The sequence below is a fragment of the Amycolatopsis sp. NPDC051903 genome, assembly GCF_044452505.1.
GTDB lineage: Bacteria > Actinomycetota > Actinomycetes > Mycobacteriales > Pseudonocardiaceae > Amycolatopsis.
Map to the genome: position 1 here is coordinate 15,921 of NZ_JBITBT010000062.1, position 17,840 is coordinate 33,760.

General features: G+C 71.8%; 15 protein-coding genes. 8 read left to right on the forward strand and 7 right to left on the reverse strand.

The annotated features are described in order from the left end of the window. Positions 1-32 precede the first annotated feature (32 nt). Entirely contained in the window at positions 33-3,929 is a 3,897-nt protein-coding gene (cydC, locus tag ACIA77_RS50315; protein WP_395893349.1) for a thiol reductant ABC exporter subunit CydC, read from the forward strand. Between the two features lie 53 nt (positions 3,930-3,982). After that, positions 3,983-5,125, forward strand: a complete 1,143-nt coding sequence (locus tag ACIA77_RS50320) for a GAF domain-containing protein (protein ID WP_395893350.1) — start codon at positions 3,983-3,985, stop codon at positions 5,123-5,125. 1,027 nt (positions 5,126-6,152) lie between these two features. On the opposite strand, the gene ACIA77_RS50325 is transcribed toward ACIA77_RS50320, so the two are convergent. After that, positions 6,153-6,779 carry a response regulator gene (locus ACIA77_RS50325; protein WP_395893351.1) on the reverse strand — a complete coding sequence of 209 codons (627 nt, stop codon included), beginning with the start codon at positions 6,777-6,779 and terminating at the stop codon, positions 6,153-6,155. 246 nt (positions 6,780-7,025) lie between these two features. Between ACIA77_RS50325 and ACIA77_RS50330 the strand changes: the two genes are divergently transcribed. Next, complete coding sequence (locus ACIA77_RS50330; protein ID WP_395893352.1) at positions 7,026-7,601, forward strand: sortase domain-bontaining protein; 576 nt, start codon at positions 7,026-7,028, stop codon at positions 7,599-7,601. Here ACIA77_RS50330 and ACIA77_RS50335 read toward each other — a convergent pair whose 3' ends face one another. Continuing rightward, positions 7,602-7,922, reverse strand: coding sequence for a nucleotide pyrophosphohydrolase (locus ACIA77_RS50335; RefSeq protein WP_395893353.1), 321 nt, complete (start codon positions 7,920-7,922; stop codon positions 7,602-7,604). Between the two features lie 312 nt (positions 7,923-8,234). Here ACIA77_RS50335 and ACIA77_RS50340 point away from each other — a divergent pair, with 312 nt between their 5' ends. Together ACIA77_RS50340 and ACIA77_RS50345 are read left to right on the forward strand one after the other, a co-directional pair. Continuing rightward, on the forward strand, positions 8,235-9,572 hold the full coding sequence (locus ACIA77_RS50340) for a hypothetical protein (protein WP_395893354.1): 1,338 nt from the start codon (positions 8,235-8,237) through the stop codon (positions 9,570-9,572). 149 nt (positions 9,573-9,721) lie between these two features. Then, entirely contained in the window at positions 9,722-11,287 is a 1,566-nt protein-coding gene (locus ACIA77_RS50345) for a hypothetical protein (protein ID WP_395893355.1), read from the forward strand. A 47-nt stretch (positions 11,288-11,334) separates the two neighbouring features. On the opposite strand, the gene ACIA77_RS50350 is transcribed toward ACIA77_RS50345, so the two are convergent. The 3 genes from ACIA77_RS50350 to ACIA77_RS50360 all read right to left on the reverse strand — a co-directional run bounded on the left by ACIA77_RS50350 (position 11,335) and on the right by ACIA77_RS50360 (position 13,397). Continuing rightward, complete coding sequence (locus tag ACIA77_RS50350; protein ID WP_395893356.1) at positions 11,335-11,514, reverse strand: hypothetical protein; 180 nt, start codon at positions 11,512-11,514, stop codon at positions 11,335-11,337. 179 nt (positions 11,515-11,693) lie between these two features. After that, positions 11,694-12,626: a type I pantothenate kinase gene (coaA, locus tag ACIA77_RS50355; RefSeq protein ID WP_204092190.1), complete on the reverse strand. Its 933-nt coding sequence runs from the start codon at positions 12,624-12,626 to the stop codon at positions 11,694-11,696. A 138-nt stretch (positions 12,627-12,764) separates the two neighbouring features. Next, the gene (locus ACIA77_RS50360) at positions 12,765-13,397 is read right to left on the reverse strand and encodes a macro domain-containing protein (protein WP_395893357.1); all 633 of its coding nucleotides are present in this window, start codon (positions 13,395-13,397) and stop codon (positions 12,765-12,767) included. Between the two features lie 98 nt (positions 13,398-13,495). Here ACIA77_RS50360 and pheA point away from each other — a divergent pair, with 98 nt between their 5' ends. Further along, entirely contained in the window at positions 13,496-14,401 is a 906-nt protein-coding gene (gene pheA / locus ACIA77_RS50365) for a prephenate dehydratase (protein ID WP_204092188.1), read from the forward strand. Further along, on the forward strand, positions 14,398-15,015 hold the full coding sequence (locus ACIA77_RS50370; protein ID WP_395893358.1) for a histidine phosphatase family protein: 618 nt from the start codon (positions 14,398-14,400) through the stop codon (positions 15,013-15,015). Before pheA ends, ACIA77_RS50370 begins: the two co-directional genes overlap by 4 nt. A gap of 175 nt (positions 15,016-15,190) precedes the next feature. Here ACIA77_RS50370 and tenA read toward each other — a convergent pair whose 3' ends face one another. Beyond that, on the reverse strand, positions 15,191-15,847 hold the full coding sequence (gene tenA, locus ACIA77_RS50375) for a thiaminase II (protein WP_395893359.1): 657 nt from the start codon (positions 15,845-15,847) through the stop codon (positions 15,191-15,193). Between the two features lie 155 nt (positions 15,848-16,002). On the opposite strand from tenA, the gene ACIA77_RS50380 reads away from it, so the two are divergent. Next, entirely contained in the window at positions 16,003-16,647 is a 645-nt protein-coding gene (locus ACIA77_RS50380) for a DUF4232 domain-containing protein (RefSeq protein ID WP_395893360.1), read from the forward strand. A gap of 7 nt (positions 16,648-16,654) precedes the next feature. Here the strand turns inward: ACIA77_RS50380 and ACIA77_RS50385 are convergent, their stop codons facing one another. After that, positions 16,655-17,014, reverse strand: a complete 360-nt coding sequence (locus ACIA77_RS50385; protein ID WP_395893361.1) for a hypothetical protein — start codon at positions 17,012-17,014, stop codon at positions 16,655-16,657. Between the last annotated feature and the right edge of the window lie 826 nt (positions 17,015-17,840).

The window sequence follows — 17,840 nt, forward strand, 5'->3', positions numbered from 1 at the left end:
GTCGCGCGACCCTTTCCGCCCCGAGGTCCACAGTGGACCAAGTGCGGCCGGGCAAGGGGCCGCTCGGCGCGCTCCCGGCTCTCGGGCCGGCCGCGCGCCGGGCGTTGCTCCTGGTTGCGGTGCTGTCGTTCGTCAACGCCGTTTTCCTCGTGGCCCAAGCTTTCCTGCTGGCCGACGTGCTGGCCGCCATCGTCTCCACAGGTGCCGGGGTCCGCACCGCCCAGCTGGCCGCTCTGTTCGCGTTCGTCGCGGGCCGCGCGCTGACCGGCTGGGCGGTGCGGGTGGTCTCGGCACGCGCGGCGGCCACGGCGCAGCAGGACCTGCGCGCCCGCGTCGTGTCGCACGCCCTGCGGCTGGGGCCGGAGTGGCTGGCGCGCCACGGCCACGGCTCGCTGACGGAGCTGGTGACCCGCGGGCTCGACGCGCTCGACGCGTACTTCCGCGAGTACCTCCCCGCGCTGGTGACGGCCGCGGTGGTCCCGCTCGCGGCGGGCGCGGCGATCCTGTGGGCGGACTGGCCGTCCGCGGTGATCGTGGCATTGACCGTGCCGCTGCTGCCCGTTTTCGCCGTGCTGGTCGGGAAGTTCACGGCCGACCGAGTGGCCGGCGCGACCGACGCGGTGCACCGGATGTCGGGGCTGCTGCTGGAACTGGTGCGCGCGCTGCCGGTGCTCACGGCGTTCCGCCGCGCCCCGGCCCAGTCGGCGACCGTGGACCGGCTCTCCGAACGCCACCGCCGCGCGACGCTTCGGACGCTGCGGGTCGCGTTCTCGTCGGCGTTCGTGCTCGAGCTGGTGGCCACGCTGTCCGTGGCGCTCGTGGCCGTGGTGATCGGCGTGCGGCTGGTGTCGGGTTCGTTGCCGCTGGCCATCGGCCTCGGGGTGCTCATCCTCGTGCCCGAGTGCTACCAGCCGCTGCGCGCGGTGGGCGCGGCCTTCCACGCGAGCGAAGACGGCGTGGAAGCCGTGCGCCGGGTGACCGACGTGTTGTCGTCGCCGGCGCCACCGGCCGGGACGCGCGTCGCGCCCTGTGGACAACTGACTGTGTCGGGCCTGACCGTGGCCCGCCGCGGCGGCTTCGCCCCGTCCGACGAGTCGTTTTCGGTGCGGCGCGGGGAAACGGTGTGGCTGCGCACCCCGAGCGGGGCGGGGAAATCCACCACGCTGGGCGTGCTGCTCGGCTTCGTCCCCACGTTCGACGGCTCGGTCCAGATCGGCGACGTGCCGCTGGCCGAGGTTGACGTGGAGCGCTGGCGGGCGGACGTCGCGTGGGTGCCGCAGTCGCCGGTGTTCAGCGGGGGGACCGTTCGCGACGAGCTGAGCGCGGCGTTCGTTCGCGACGCTGGGGACGACCGGACCGCTCGCGACTCGCTGCGCGAGGGGTCCGTTCGTGCGGGTTCGCTGGGTGAGGGGACCGTCGGCGCGGGGCTGGGCGAGCGGTGGGTTGGTGCTCGGATTCGCGGCGGGACCGTTCGCTCGGATTTGCCGAGCGAGGGGGCCGTTCGCGACGACCGGCGCGAGGGGACCGTTCGTGCGGGTTCGCGGGGCGAAGGGACCGTTGGCGCAGCGCTGGACGAGCGGTGGGTTGGTGCTGGGTCGAGCGAGGGGACCGCTCGTGCGGGTTCGCCGGGTGAGGGGACCGTTGGCGCGGGGCTGGACGGGCAGTGGGTTGGTGCTGGGTCGAGCGAGGGGACCGCTCGTGCGGGTTCGCCGGGTGAGGGGACCGTTGGCGCGGGGCTGGGCGAGCTGTGGGTTCGTGCTGGGCAGACCGAGGGGACCGTTGGTGCCCGTCGGGATGGCGGGACCGTTCGTGACTTGCTTCGTGAGGGGACCGTTCGCGACGACTCGGAGGAGGGGACCGTTCGCGCAGGCGGCGCCGAGGTTCTTCGTGCCGAGCCGGGTGAGGGGTCCGTTCGCGAGGATTCGGCGAGCTGGGGGACCGTTCGCGGAGACGTGCGCGAGGGGACCGTTCGCGCCGAGGCGAGCGAGGGGACCGTTCGGGCCGGGGCTGTTGAGGAGGTGCTGGGGGAGCTGGGGCTGACCGGGCTCGCGGACCGGCCCGTGGACCAGTTGTCGCTGGGGCAGCGGCAGCGGGTGGCGGTCGCGAGGGCGTTGCTGCGGGTGCGCGCGGGGGCGTGGCTGCTGCTGCTTGACGAGCCGACGGCGCACCTCGACGAGGTCAACGCGCGGCGCGTGCTGGCCGCCGTCGAGCGGGCGGTGGACGGTGGGGCGGCGGCGATCATCGCGGCGCACGAGCGGCCGGCCGGTGTTGTGGTTGTGGACGAGGATCCGGTGCCGCGCAAGGGTTCTGTGGTTGTGGAGGCGGGTGCGCGGCGGCCGCTGGCGTGGCGGTTGCTGGTCGACCGCCGGTTGTTCGCCGGTGCGGTGCTGGGGGCGCTGGCGTTGCTGGCGGGAGTCGCGCTGACGGCGACGTCGGGGTGGCTGATCGCGGAGGCGTCGCTGCGGCCGCCGATCCTGACGCTGACCGTGGCCGTGGTCGGGGTGCGCGCGTTCGGACTCGGGCGGGCGGCGCTGCGTTACGCCGAGCGGCTCGCGACGCACGACGCCGCGTTCCGGATCGCCGGGCGGCTGCGCGTGCTGCTGTGGGATTCGCTGGTGAAGCTCGGACCGGCGCGTGGGCTCGCCGCCGGCGAGGGGCAGCGGCGGCTGGTCGCGGACGTCGACACCGTCCGCGACCTGCTGCCGCGCGTCGTCGCGCCACCGATCGTCGTCGGGCTGGTCGCCGCGGGGGCGGTTGCGGTGCAGGCGATCGTGCTGCCGTCGGCGGGGGCCGTGCTCGCGGCGGCGGTTGTCGTGGGGCTGGCCGCGCCGCGGCTGGCGTTGTTCGCTGAGAGGCGCGCGACCGCGGCGCTGGCGGCGGGTCGTCGGGATCTCGCCGCGCGGGTGCTGGTGCTGTTCGCGTCGGCGGCCGAGTCGCTGGCGTACGGAACGGCGGGCGCGCGCCGGCGCGAGTTGTTCGCGACGGACGGCCGCCTCACAGCGGAAGCCCGCCGGCAGGCGTTCGGTACGGGCGCGGCGGAGGCGCTGATCACCGTAGTTACCGGGGTGGCCGCGGTGGTGAGCACGATGCTCGCCGCGCACGCGGTCGCGGCCGGTCAGCTGGCGGGTGTGCTGGCGCCGTTGCTCGCTCTGGTGCCGTTGGCGCTGGCAGAGGTGCTGGCGTTGTTGCCGCCGGTGGCCGTGCACTGGGACACGCTGCGCGGCGCGCGCGAGCGGTTGGGGGAGCTGCAGTCCGCGTCGGCTCCGGCGCCGGTGCAGGTCGGCCGGACGGTGCGGCTGCGCGGCGCGGACCTCGGCTGGCCTGGCGGGGAGACCGTGTTGGAGGACGTGACGCTCGACGTCGCGCCGGGTTCGTACGTCGCGGTCGTCGGGCCGAGTGGTGCCGGTAAGTCGACTTTGGTCGCCGCACTGTTGGGATTCCTGGCGCCGCGCGCGGGTGAGGTGACGGCGCCGGGCCGGGTTTCGTGGGCGCCGCAGGAGCCGATGCTGGTGTCGACGACCGTCGCGGAGAACCTGCGGCTCGCCGACCCGAAGGCCACCGACGACGACCTCCGCCGCGCGCTCGACCTGGCCCGGCTGCCGGGCCTGGACCCGGCGACGGTCCTGGACAGCGCCGGTGCCGGGCTGTCCGGGGGACAGGCTCAGCGCGTCGCGCTCGCGCGGGCGCTGCTCGCCGCACCGGCGGCAGACCTCGTGCTGCTCGACGAGCCCACTGCGCACCTCGACGAGCCGACGGCTCGCGCGCTGCGCGCGACGTTGCGCACCGAGCTGGCCGGCCGCACCGTTGTGCACGTCACGCACAACGCCGACGAAGAGCTCGACGCCGACGTCGTCCTGGAAGTCCGGGGTGGCCGGGTCGTCGAGCGGCCCGCGCGCGTGGCGGCCGTGGCCGTGAGGGGTGATGGGTGACGGTCACGCTTCCGGATCCGGGGCGCAAGCACGCGCTAGGGTCGGTGTTGCACATGGACCCGACACTTGCCGCGCGGGCGTTGTCCGCTGCCACCGAGATCACCAGCACCGCGTTGTCCGGGGACGACCCCGAGGCGGTGCTGGACACCGTCGTGGTCAGGGCCGCCGAACTAGCCGACGCGGACCTCGGCCTGGCCATGGTCGGCACCGACGACGGGCACGTCGTGGTCGAGGCCGCTGTCGACACCAGCGGCGAAAACCGCTCCCTCAGGGGCCTGACGCTGCCCGCCGACTCCGCCGCGGGCCGCGTCGCGCGCGGCGGCGAGCCGGTGGTGAGCGACAACTTCGTGCTGGACCCGCGGACGGCGCCGTACGTGCCGGACGAGCTGCGAGCGTTCGGCGCGTTCGCCGCCGCACCGTTCGGCTCGGGCGGGCGGGTGCTGGGCGCGCTGACCGTGTACCGATTGCAGGGGCGCGAACCGTTCTCCGCGGGGACCGTGGAGATGCTCGTGGCGTTCGCCGCGCAGGCGGGTGTCGTGCTGGCGCTCGCCGAGGGCGCCAACGCTCGCCACCGCGTCACGCTCTACCAGGAGCGTGAACGCATCGCCCGCGAGCTGCACGACGTGATCGTCCAGCGCCTCTACGGCGCCGGCATGCAGCTCGACCGCGTGCGCCGCAACATGCGCAAGCGCTTCGCCCAGGCCGACGGCGCCCGGCTGTCCGACGCCATCGACCAGCTCGACCAGACCATCGAGGAGATCCGCGGCACCGTCCGGGCGCTGCGGTCCCCCGAACCCCGCCACGACACCGGCGCGCCGACCGATCTCGCCGAGTCCGCCCGCGGCGAAGTCCGCATCGCCGGCGAGCTGCTGGGTTATCCCCCGACCCTCGAACTGTCGGGCGAGTTCGCCGACATCCCGGCCGAACGCGCCGACCACATCCGCGCGGCGCTGCGCGAGGCACTGTCCAATGTGGTCCGCCACTCCGGCGCGAGCGAAACGCGCGTCACCCTGACCCGCGACCGCGACGGCGTGAAACTCCGCGTGCGCGACAACGGCTCCGGTGTGCCCCAAGGCGTGGCGACCCGGGGCCTCCGCCACCTCGCCGAACGCGCCGACGCCGCCGGTGGGCAGTTCTTCATCAACTCCTCGCCGAGCCTGGGCACGCTCGTCGCTTTCGACCTCCCGCTGGGCTAGGCCCGACTTAGCGACCACAGCTGGCGTCCGCCGGCCGGTGGGGGTACCACGCCTTTCGGGGCTCCTTCCTCTGACACACGTGACCGGACCAGCCACGACCTACCTCTCCAACGCCAGCACAGGTATGACGGACGCTGAGATACCCAGTTACTTGCAACCAGGCCGACATGCCACGCGTTGGACACGGCCAGTCCTCCGCGGATACGACACCAGCCGACGCTGCCTCGGCCTTTCGGAGCAACCACGCCGGGCGCCGCTTGGGTCACCGCTTCGAACCGAGCGGCTCCTCGGCTACCTCGCGACACGCCGCGCGTGATTGCTCGGCCACCGTTACCGTCCGAGCTCGGGCGCGACCCACCCCGCACTCAACGGCGCAGCGCATGCGAGTGCGGCCGCATCATCAGATCCATGCGTGGGCGGGTTTCCTCCGCCCATCCACGCCGTGCACCGGCTCAGTCAGAGTTCCGGACCAAATCCGAGCGGCGAGCGACCGAGCTAGCACCACGTTGCGCGCAGCCGCACTTTCGTGCCTGAGCCAAAGGGCGCGCGAGTTACCCCGCGACCAACCACAGTCCCTGCGTCACCGCCACCTTTCCGAACCACACCGCCCACTGGTCCGGTCACCTTCCCGGACCACCGCGCCGCGCGCTCTCCTCACCGACCGACCGAACCTCAGCCCGGCCCGTCGTCTCCCTTTGGACTGGTCGCAGCGGCGACCGGCACCCACACCGCGCTGATCCGGCGTCAGCCTTCACGCGTCATGTGAGCCGCTCCTTTCTCTTGGTCGTTCCGGAAACGCTCCGGAAATCCCCAGCATCGCGAGCCACAACTCGCTCTCACCTGGTCACGATAATACCGGGAAATCGAACACCCATTCGACTCACGATGGGGTGAATTCGGAGGATGCTTACCGAACTCGCTGTCGCCAACGGTGACGCGAGTGGACCGGTCGCACTTCGAACGGACTAGCGGAGTGGCAATAGGAGGTATGCGCTGCTCACGCGAAAATCCGCGGAACCGGCGGTGCTCACTTGCCGCGGCGGGCGATCCAGGCGGCGGCTTGCGTGCGGCGTTGCATGCCGAGCTTGGCGAGCACCGAGGTGACGTAGTTCTTGACCGTCTTTTCGGCCAGGAAGAGGCGTTCGGCGATTTCCCGGTTGGACAGGCCCTGCCCGATGAGTTCCAGGACGTCGCGCTCGCGGTCGGTGAGGTCGGCGAGTTCGTCCGTCGGCGGGTGGCGCAGTTTGTCGAGCACGCGGGCCGTGCTGACGGGGTCGAGCAGCGAGTGGCCGGCGGCGACCTCGCGCACCGCGTTGACCACGTCCTGTCCGCGGACCTGTTTCAGCAGGTAACCCGACGCGCCGGCCATGATCGCGCCGACCATCGCCTCCTCGTCGTCGAACGCGGTGAGCATGAGGCACGCCGGCGGGTTCGGCTTGGAGCGCAGCTCGCGGCACAGCGTGATGCCGTCGCCGTCGCCGAGCCGGACGTCGACCACCGCCACGTCGGGCTCCACGTGCATCGCGACGGCCAGCGCCTCCTCGACGCCCCCGGCCTCGGCGACCACCTCGATGTCCGCCTCGTCGCCGAGGAGGTCGCGCAGGCCCCGGCGCACCAGTTCGTGGTCGTCGACGAGCAGCACCTGGATCGGCATACCTCGAGGTTACGGCGTCGCGGGGCCGGTAGCTGGTGCTGGTGCCCGACGCCACGTTCGCCACGGGGAAAAATCACCGGATGCGCACCATCGGAGGGCCATTTCCGAAGTGGTGGGAATTTGCCGGAAAATCGCGCGTAACGGTCAATGCGATTGCACGGATATCCACCGCACAAGCCGATCGGAGGGGTTTCCCGTGATCGTCTCGAACGCCATTGCGAAAACGCCGATTTCCCGGCCGGGCTGATGGGGGCGCGGCTCGCCGTCGTCGCGGTGCTGGCGGCCGCCGTGGGTGCGCTGCTGGCCGCCGCGTTCCTGAAACCGCCCGCGGACGTGCCGGTGCAGGACGTGGTCACCACCAGCCGCCCGGCGCCGTTCGCCACGCGGGTGCCGGTGTCGCGCGTGCAGACCGCGTCGCGCCCGGCGGCCCTGGAAATCCCGGCGATCGGCGTGGACACCGGCACGATCGTCGGGCTCGGCCTCACCCCCGACGGCGCGCTCGAACGCCCGAAGGACGCCCGCACCCCGGGCTGGTTCACCGGCGGCCCGACCCCCGGCGAACGCGGCCCCGCGGTGCTCGCCGCGCGCTCCGACGAACCCGGCGCCTTCCGCCGCCTCACCGACGCCCGCCCCGGCGAGCAAGTCGTGGTGCACCGCGCCGACCACACCGCCGCGGTCTTCACCGTCTACCGCGTCGACCACCCGCCGGCGCCGTTCGCCACCGCTCGCAGCGCCACGCCCGCCCCGGAACTCCGCCTGATCACCGTGGGCGGGGACAACGTCGTCGTGTACGCGCGGCTGAGCCAGGCGTTCGCGAACTGATCAGCCGTGCACGCGGGGGAAGCGCGATTCGTTGCGGTCCATCTTCGCGTTGCCCGCTTCCAGCAGGTCGATGTCCAGGGCGTCCGCGAGTTGCACGAGGTACAGCAGGACGTCGGCGATTTCGTCGCGGACGTTGAAGGCCAGTGCGGCGTCCGAGCGGTACTGGCGGGCCTCGTCGGGGGTCAGCCACTGGAACAGGGAGATGAGCTCACCCACTTCGCCGGACAGGGCCATGACGAGGTTCTTGGGGTGGTGGAACGGCTCCCAGTCGCGGGCGGCGGCGAAGTCGCGCAGGCGCTGTTGCAGGTCTTCGAGAGTCACGGGAACTGATCTACCACGGCGGTCACGCTCGGCTAGCGGCCGTAGGGCGGACGGGCGTTGACCCGGGTGAAGCGATCTCCGCCCGACGCGGAGACGGCGTACGAGCAGAACACCGCAGTCGACCTGCTCGTCGCGACGGAACGTCTGTACCGCGCCGATTCCCCGGCGCTCGGCCAACCCGTCCCGCCCGCGCCCTCGTCAACGGCGCCAAGCACCGGTCCGCCGCTGGTCACCGGCGGTGGGCGACTGCTCCGAAAAGAGCACGCAGTTGGCCCACACGCGCGACAAAGGCCGTACGGCAGACTGGTGCGCGTGAGTGCTCCCCCGGATCTGCGCCCGTACCTGCGCACGTTGGACGCGGAAACGCTGGTGGACCTGCTCCTCGCCCAAGCTCACCGTGACCCTGGGTTACGGCACTCGCTCGAACTCCGATTCGCCACACAAACGGGTGACGTGGCGGAGGCGCACCGGCTGCTGGACACCGCCGTGTCCGACGGGAACGTCGAGTACGCCGCGAAGGTCGGCGCGGTGCTCGACACGGTGCAGCGGCTGCTGGACGCGGGCAGCCCCGCCGATCTCGGGCCGCTGGCCCGCCGGACCGTCGACGACATCGGGGAGGTGCTGGAGCAGTCGGGGGATCCGTCGGGTGACCTCGCCGGCAAGCTCGACTTCGCCGTGGAGCTGTACGCCCGGGCGTGCGCCGCGCGGCCGCCGGACGCGGAGCAGCTCGCCGACTGGCTCCTGGAGGTCGAGTTCGACGGCCCCGGCCGGCCGACGATCGCGCTGGCGGAGTTCGCGAAAGCATTGGGCGACAAGGGACTCGACCGCATCAAGTCCACTGTGGATGACATACTGAGCGGCGGCCCCACCGGCTACCGCCGCGACGTCGCCGAGCGGCTGCTGGAGGAGCTGGCCGAGGTGCGCGGCGATGTGGACGCGCTCGTCGCGATCCTCGAGGCCAAGCCGCCGCGGGTGGACGTGAGCTTGAAGATCGTGCGCGTGCTGCGGGCGGCCGGCCGGCACAGCGAGGCCATCGCGCACGCCGCGCGCGCCCTCACGCCCCACCGCGAGACCGCCCCGCCCCGGCCCGAAGACGAAACGGTTTCCTTGCGCCGCAAGGAGTTCGACGAGGAACCGAACAACCTCACGTACGCCGCGTTGCGCGAAGCGGCGACCGAAGCCGGCGTCTGGTCCGTGCACCGCGTCGCCGCGCTGGCCCGCCTGCGCGAGCGCGCGGGCGAAAGCGAGGACGGCACCGACGAGCTCGCCCGCGCCCTGCTTGCCGAGGGCCGGCCCGACGAGGCGTGGCGCGCGTGCGTGCGCTTCGGCGGCTCGCTCGCCCTGTGCGTGGAGCTGGCCGCGCTGCGCGAAGCCGCGCACCCGGCCGAGACGATCCCCGTCTACCGCAGCCAGGTCGAGCACCTCATCGAGCAGAAGGACCCGCAGGCCTACCGCGAAGCGGCGAAGCAGCTGAAGAAGCTCCGCACGCTCCACAAGCGCGCCGGCACGGCGGAGGAGTTCACGGGTTACCTCGCCGATCTGGTGAGCGTTCACCGCCGCAAGACCCGCCTGATCGCCGAAGTGCGCGCGGCGCGGATCGCGTTGCCGAAACCGCGTAACCTTCCGGAATCCGGCTCGTTGACCAGCTGAAACACCTCGATAGCGGTTTTTCCCGCGACGTCGCGGTGGTCCCTCTCCGCAGCCGGTTCCCTGGCCGGCCGCGGATACCGCGCCCGGGGCCACCGCGACCGCGCGTCCCGCGGATCCGCGCTCGTGCCGTCGATGCAACGATGTTCCGCATGAGCCCGGTCAGTCGCGCCCGCAAGAAGAGCCCCCAGCCCGCCACGCCCAGCGTGACCGGCTTGTTCAAGGACGTCCTCCGGGACTTCTCCGCCGTCGCCGCGGAGCCCGGTCCGTTCGACGTCGAGCTCCTGACCTCCGAGGTGCTGGGCCAGTGGTGGGACCTGACGATCGAGGGCGAGCCCGAGGCCGGCGAGCAGCTGGGCCTGGAGCTCATCGCGTTCGCGCAGCGCAAGATCACGCCCGGCGCGGCGGCCCTGCTGGCGGCGCTGAAGGTGCTGGCGGAGACCGACGAGGAGCGCACCGCCGCGGCCGAGGCGCTCGACGTGGTGCTGACGCGCGGGATCCCGGAGCCGGAGTGGGCCGCGGAGATCGGGAAGGTCACTGCCGGGGAGATCTGGCGGACCGGCGACGTCTACGGCGACGAGGCTTCGCTGCTGTGCGTCTTCTCGCGCGGTGAGGCGTCGCTCGGCTTGCTGGCGCTGCTGGACTTCACGGAACTGGGCCGGGTGCGCGACCTCGTGGTCGTCGACGAGCCGCACGAGGTGCTCGCGGAGATGCGGGCGCAGGTCGCCGAGGACGGCGAGCTCGTGGTGTTCGAGAAGGTCGAGCCCGCGGACGCGCACCGGCTGCTGCTCGACGGCATCGCCCTGACCGACGCGCTGGAGGACCCCGAGGTCGGCGCCGACTACCCGCGGTTCCACGCGGTCGCGACGGCGTGGGTGCGGGCGCTGCCGGAACCGGTGGCCGCGGCGCCGGTCCAGGAGTGGACCGCCGACCAGCGCGACGCCCTCGTCACGGAGTTCCTCACGGCGACCGAGCTGCCGGACGTCGAGGCGGCGCGGTCGGTGGCGGCGCTGCTCGTGGAGCACGGCTGCCGCGTCGAGCCCGCGAACCCGGCGCGGGTCGGGCCGGAGAAGCTGGCGCGGTTCCTCGAATCGTTGCTGGGCGGCGAGTACGAGGTCGAGGACGAGGACGCGGTGCCGCCGGTCGTCCTCGCGTGGACGCAGTGGGCGGCGCGCCGCGGTGGCCTGTCGGACGTCGCCGTCACCGCGCTCGTCGAAGACGTGCAGGAGTACCTCGCCGAGTACCTCTCGGACGAGGAGGACGACGAGGCCGAGGAGCTGTCCGACTACCTGGACGGCACGGAGTCGCCCGAAGAGGCGCTGGCCGTGGTCACCCGCCGGAAGTTCGCGGTGCCGTCGCTGACCACGGTGATCGGCGACGAGGAGCTGACGGACCTGGACCCGTCGGACCCCGAGCAGCGGCGGTTGCTCGTGATCGGCGAGCACCCCGAGTACCACGAGTCGCTGGCGAACGACGAGTTCGACGGGAACGACGGGCTGCGGCTCGCGCTGGAGACGAGCGTGGTCGACCAGCTGTGGGAGGACGCGCCCGAGGAGGTGTGGGCCGCGGCGCAGGTGCTGCTCGGCCGCGGGCTCTCCCGTGAAGAGGTCATCGGCGAGCTGGTTTCCGTGCTGGAGGCTCAGCTCGAGGAGTCCGACGACGACCGGCTCGACTACGACCTCGACGGCTACCGCGCGGCGCTCGCCGAGATTTCCTAGCTCTCCCAAGGAAAAGCCCCAGCTCGGTCACCCGGGCTGGGGCTCTTTCACGCCGTGTGCGGTGGCTGGTTCGTGACCACCGGCACGGCGGCGGCGGCGTTGGCGGCCTTGCGTCGGCGTTCGCGGATGGCTTCGTCGAGGTCGACCAGGAAGGTGCTGGCCGCCATCGCGACGAGCAGGGCCAATCCGAGCACTGCGCCGACCCACGTGAGGACTAGTGACAACACCGGGGCCTCCTCCCAGGTCAGATGCGATTTCCCTTCTGTTCAGGGTCGCTTTCACGAGGCTCGTCCGGTATCGGCCAACCGGTTACGAAGCCGCCCGCGGATCTGGCCGATCGGCCGAGGCCGAAGGGCGGAGGGTGAAGAACTGAGGCTGGTGGGGGCTATGTGGGTGAACCGCTGCGTCAGAGCTTGCGCAGCCGCACGCGGTTGATGGAGTGGTCGGCGTCCTTGCGCAGCACGAGCGTCGCGCGCGGGCGGGTCGGCTTGATGTTCTCCATGAGGTTCGGCTCGTTGATCGTCCGCCAGAGGTGGCGGGCTTCTTCGCGGGCCTCGTCGTCGGGCAGGCCGGCGAAGTGGTGGAAGTGCGACGCCGGGTCAGCGAACGCCGTGTGGCGCAGCTTGAGGAAGCGCTCGACGTACCAGCGTTCGATGTCGTCGGTGTGCGCGTCGACGTAGATCGAGAAGTCGAACAGGTCCGACACCGTGAGGCGCGGGCCGGGCTGCAGCACGTTCAGCCCCTCCATGATGAGGATGTCCGGCCGCTCCACCACCTGCTCCTGGCCGGGCAGGATGTCGTACGCGAGGTGCGAGTACACGGGCGCCGACACCCGTTCGGCGCCCGACTTGACCTCGGTGACGAACCGCAGCAGCGCGCGGCGGTCGTAGCTCTCGGGGAAGCCCTTGCGGTGCATGAGACCGCGGCGCGTGAGCTCGTCGCGCGAGTACAGGAAGCCGTCGGTGGTGACGAGGTCGACGCGCGGGTGGTCGGGCCAGCGGGCGAGCAGGGTGCGGAGGATGCGGGCTGTGGTCGACTTGCCGACCGCGACGCTGCCGGCGACGCCGATCACGTACGGCACCTTCGTCCCGCGGCAGTCCTCGCCGAGGAACGTGGTGGTGGCTTCGTACAGCTGTTGCCGGGCTTTGACCTGCAGGTTGATCAGCCGCGAGAGCGGCAGGTAGACGTCGGCCACCTCGGCCAGATCGATCTGTTCGCCGAGACCCCGCAGCCGCACCAGCTCGTCGGCGGTGAGGGGCAGCGGGGTCGAGCTGCGGAGCTCTCGCCACTGTTCCCGGTGAAGCTCGACGTAGGGACTGAGTTCACGGACCCGTGGCATCGCACACTCCTCGGCCGTCGCCTGCGCTGGCTCCGTACTGAGCGCTACCCAGCGAGTAACGCTCCATCAACGGTAGGGCCTACCGGGCGTGAACGCGCTGTGATGTCTTGCACGCGGTTCGAACAACCGCACCGGCGATCACCGAGGGTCACGGCGCCGGCCGAAGACTTCCTCCCACGCCGCCGCCACCTGGCGCGCGCACGTCGCCGGGGCCACGCCGCCCACGCCGGTGCCGAGCCCCGGCATCGCAATGGTCTGGACGACCTCTCGGACCGGCCCCTCCTCGAGCACGCCGTGCTGCCACTGCAGGAACACCGCGCGCGCGGCGAGGTAGGGGTGCACGGTGTCCGCGGGCAGCCGTTCGCCCGGCTCGCGCATCGTCGGCGCGCTGATGAGCCACGCCGGTTCGGCCTCGCCCGTCGGCACGACCACGGACTCGCCGATGGGCAGTTCTCCGCCGTACGAAGCCAGAACTGCGCTCCGGACGCTCTGCTCGACCCCCGGGAACGCGCGTGCGTAGACGGCGTCGATCCCGCCGCGCATCCAGCCGTAGGAGTTGGCGGGGCTCACGACCGCCTGGGCGACGACGTCCAGCACCGAACCACGGTGCACCCGAACCATCTCGACCTCGGTCCCGAGGGTGGAGACGGCGCCGGTCCACGCGGCGGCGAGCGGTTCATCGACGGCGCACAGCACCAGTTCCGGCGTCCGGGACGAAACCGGCGGGCCGATGTCCTCGCGCCCGGTGTGTGTGCCCGATTCGGCGGTCACCGGTCAAGCATGGCAAAAAATGCCACGTGGCGTAACCGGGTTGCGTTGTGGCTGTCCGAGTGAAAACCGCCACTCCGGCAGTAAGTAGCCTGGCGGTCGTGTTGCGGATCGCGTATTTCGGCCCCCAGGGCACGTTCACCGAGCAGGCCGCCCGTGCGCTCGCGCCGGGCGAGGACCTGACCCCCTACGAGACCGTGCGGCTGGCGTTGCAGGCCGTCCGCGAAGGTGCGGCCGACGCGGCGTGCGTACCGATCGAGAACTCCGTCGAGGGCGTCGTGCCGACCACGCTCGACGGGCTCAGCGACGGGGACCCCCTGGTCGCCGTCGCGGAGACCATCCTGCCGATCCAGTTCAGCGTGCTGACGCGCCCGGGCGGCGGCGAGATCCGCACGGTCGCGAGCCACCCGCACGCGCTCGCGCAGGTGCGCGACTGGCTCGAGACCAACCTGCCCGGCGCGACCGTGGTGGCGTCTTCGTCCACGGCGTCGGCCGCCGTGGGGGTGCTGGAGGGCCAGTACGACGCGGCCGTGTCGGCCCCGGTCGCGATCGAGCACTACGCGCTGGAGGAGCTGGCCACGGGCGTCGTCGACGTGCCGGACGCGCAGACGCGGTTCCTGCTGGTCCGCCGTCCCGGCGAGCTGCCCGCGCCGACGGGCGCCGACCGGACGTCGATCGTCGCGGCGGCCGCCAACCGCACGGGCGCGCTGGCCGAGCTGCTCGCCGAACTGGCGAGCCGCGGCATCAACCTCACGCGCCTCGATGCCCGCCCGACCCGCAACAACTTCGGCGAGTACCGCTTTTTCATCGACTTCGAGGGTCACGTCGCCGAACCGCGCATCATCGACGCGCTGGCCGCGCTGCGCCGCCGCTGCCACCTGCGGTTCCTCGGCTCGCACCCGCGGGCCGACCAGGTCGCGGCCACGATCGAACCGGGCGCGGGCAACCAGGAGTTCGTCGACGCCCAAGCCTGGGTCGACGCCGTGCTGAAGGGGGAAGGCGCGTGAGGCTGTTCCTGATCCGCCACGGCCAGACCGACGGGAACGTGCGCGGCGCGCTCGACACGGCGCTGCCCGGCCCGCCGCTCACCGAGCTCGGCCGGGAGCAGGCGACGGCGCTGGCGGCCCGGCTCGCGGGCGAGCCGATCGTCGCCGTGTACGCGTCCGAAGCCACGCGCGCGCAGCAGACGGCCGCGCCGCTGGCCGAGGCGCTCGGCCTCGAGGTGCAGGTGATCGAGGGCGTGAAGGAGGTCGACGCTGGCGACCTCGAAGACGCCACCGACCCCGAGTCGATCCAGCTCTACCTGCAGACGGCCCGGCGGTGGACGGAAGGCGATCTCGCCGTGGCGATCCCCGGCGGCGAGTCGGGCGAGCAGGTGCGCGCCCGCATGGTCGGGGCGGCCGACGACCTGCGCACCAAGCACGAGCAGACCGCGCCCGACGGGATCGTCGCGCTGGTCAGCCACGGCGGCGCCATCCGCCTCGGCGCCGAGTTCCTCGCCGACAACGTGCCCGCGGACCTCGCGAGCAGCGCCCTCATCCCCAACACCGGCGTTGTCGAGCTCGAAGCACTGCCAGACGGTTCGTGGCGCTGCTTGACCTGGGTCGATACGCCGCTCTGAGTGAAAGCCCGCGGACCGTCCCCGGTGAGCTCTCGCCCGCAACACCGCCGGGCCGCCACCACCGGAACCACCGGCCGGAGGAACTTTGCCACACCGCGAGATCGCGCCGGTTTCTGGACTGAGCGATGTGCTCGGCCCCTCGGGCCGAGCACATCGGGAGGGAAGAAACCGGATTTCAGCGATCTCGCCGCCCCGGCGGAGCCGGGGCCAACAACGCAGTGGGCCAGCCTTCCAGGCGGTAGGCGGAGTCCCAGAAGAGCCATTCGTACTCACACGCTCGGGTGAAAGCGGCGAGCATCTTTTCGCGGGTCGCTTCGTTCGCGGCGTCGGCGGCTCGGTCGAGCGTGTCGCGGGCCTCGCGGACGGTGGCTTCGAACTCTTCGGCGGCGTAGGTGTCGATCCACGCGCGGTACGGGTTGGCGGCGCCCGGCGACTGCCGCGCGAGGATGCCGGCGCCCACGTGCTGGTAGACCCAGAAGCACGGCAGCAGCGCCGCGAGCAGCTCCTCGTAGCTGCGCGTGTGGGCCGTGGCCAGCAGGAACGACGTGTACGCGAGGCACGTCGGCGAGGTCTCGACGGCCGCCAGTTCGGCTTCGGAGAGCTCGAACAGCGCGAAGTAGCTCTCGTGCATTTCGCGCTCGGTGACGATGGCCTCGCGCGCCGCGCCGGCGAGGAACGCGACGTCGGAGGGTTCCGGCGCCTTGGCCGCCGCGGCGGCGAGCGCGCGAGCGAACTCGGCGAGGTAACGCGCATCCTGGACCAGGTAGAACTTGAACCGATCGCGCGACAAACCGCCGGTGGCGAGCTCTTCGTTGAACGGGTGGACGGTCACAGCGTGTTGTAACTTCGCCGTGTGTTGCCATGCCTGGTGAGAAAAGCCCGTCATCATCGCCTGCCAATCGGTGAAGGATTCACGGTGCGAGCAACCCGGTGCGGAGGTCGCACGTCCACTTGACAGTGGTTACCCAGCACGGGGAGGCGAAGGAAATGGTAAGCACGAGGAAATCTCTGGTCTTTCTCGCGGGGTTGAGCGCATCCGGTGTGCTGCTGTTGTCGGCGTGCGGCGGCGGGACCACGCCGAGCGCGAACAACACCCCCAGCTCTGACCCGTCGTCGAGCACTTCCGAGACGTCGTCGGCGCCCACGGCCACGTCGACGCCGGAGTCCTCTTCGGACAACGCGCCGGCCACCGGGCAGCCCGTCGCGAACGGGCTGTGCAAGGCGCCCGACGTCACGCTGTCGCTCGGCCAGGGCGATTCCGGCGCGGGGTCGACCTACCGGCCGCTGCTGATCAAGAACAAGAGCGGCAAGGCGTGCACGATCCAGGGCTTCCCGGGCGTCTCGTACGTGACCGGCGACGACGGGCACCAGGTGGGTCCGGCCGCGACGCGCGTGGGCACGAAGGGTGAGGCGATCAAGCTGCAGCCCGGCCAGTCGGCCGCCGCGGACATCCAGTTCGCGCAGGTGCTGAACTTCGACCCGGCCGTCTGCAAGCCCACGGACGTGCGGGGTCTGCGCATCTACCTGCCGCAGGAGACGGCGTCGAACTTCGTGTCCGACCCCGGTCAGGGCTGCGCCGGTGACAAGATCCCGGGCTTCCAGCTGGCGGTGAAGACGGTTCGGCGCGCGTGAGTTCCCGCTAGCCCCTGGCGCACAACTGCTGGGTGCGGACGACGTCGGCCTGGCCCGACCGGCTGTCGAAGTGGCCGGACAAGACCATGCCAGTGACGCCGCCGAGGCTCTGCGCCAGGGGCTGGTACTTCCCGTCGAACGCGGCGGCGGCCTGCGCCAGCTGGTAGGCCGCTTCGACGCGGTGGGCCGAGTCGTCGGCCAGGCGTGTGAAAGCGGTGGGGTCGTAGCCGCCCGTCGTGTCGGGCAGACGGCCGGCCCGCGAGAAGGAGTCGCAGGCGGCCTGGGCGTCGACGTCCCCGCCCCCGCGCTGGCCCGACAGGCCCCACAACAGCCCCGTCACGCAGACCCCGATGGCGAACCCCGCCACGGCGGCGAGGACCAGGGGTCTTCGAGACCTCCGGGGCGACTGGTCTGGTTCTCCTGGCTCTGGTTCTGGCTGGTCCGGTTGTGCTTGGCCTGGTTGTGCCTGGACCGGGAGGTCGGTCCGCCGGTCGTCGTCCGGTAGGGGTGGGGTGTCGAGCGCGGTCATCACGTCCTCCCGGCGGCCGGGTGATGTGCTATTTCAGCACCAAACCGGCTGGGGAGCACTGCTCTCGATGGAGTACTTCGGGTGTTGAAGCCGATTCGTCATCTGGTTGGTGGCGGGTGTGGCGGTTCCCGGTGGTGACGTGGGTTCGCGGGGCGGCGGTGGTGCGCCGGCGGGTGTGGGGTCGCCGGGTGGGGTTTGTCGTGAGGTGGCGGTGCGGGGTCGCCTGGCGGTGGTGTGGGGGAGTGGCCTGGCCCCGGGTGTTTTGTTGCGGAGGCTGCGGTTGACCTGCGCGTTCGCGAGGTCGCGCTGGGTTGTCCACACCGGTGGCTAGTTGTGGACAGATCGTCGTCTAAACCTGCTTGGCCAGGGGTTTTGTCGGTGATGGCCGATAGAATGGACGTGGGGACGCCCCCCTGGGAGGGCGGGGGTGTGTCTGCTGGGGCGGGGGTGTGTTTGGCGATGTGGGCGAACGTGAGGCGAGCGTCGGTGTGGCGCGGCGGGGTATAGGGAGCGCCGGAGTGGGGGAGGGCGGCTCGTCGCGCCGGGGGCGCGACGTTGCGCCCGGGAGAGTGCCTGCACCCCGAAGCCGATGATGGTAACGACGGTCTGGATCACCTTGTCAAGGCTGGAAAGCGTGCCTTGACAAGGTGATCCAGACCGCGTG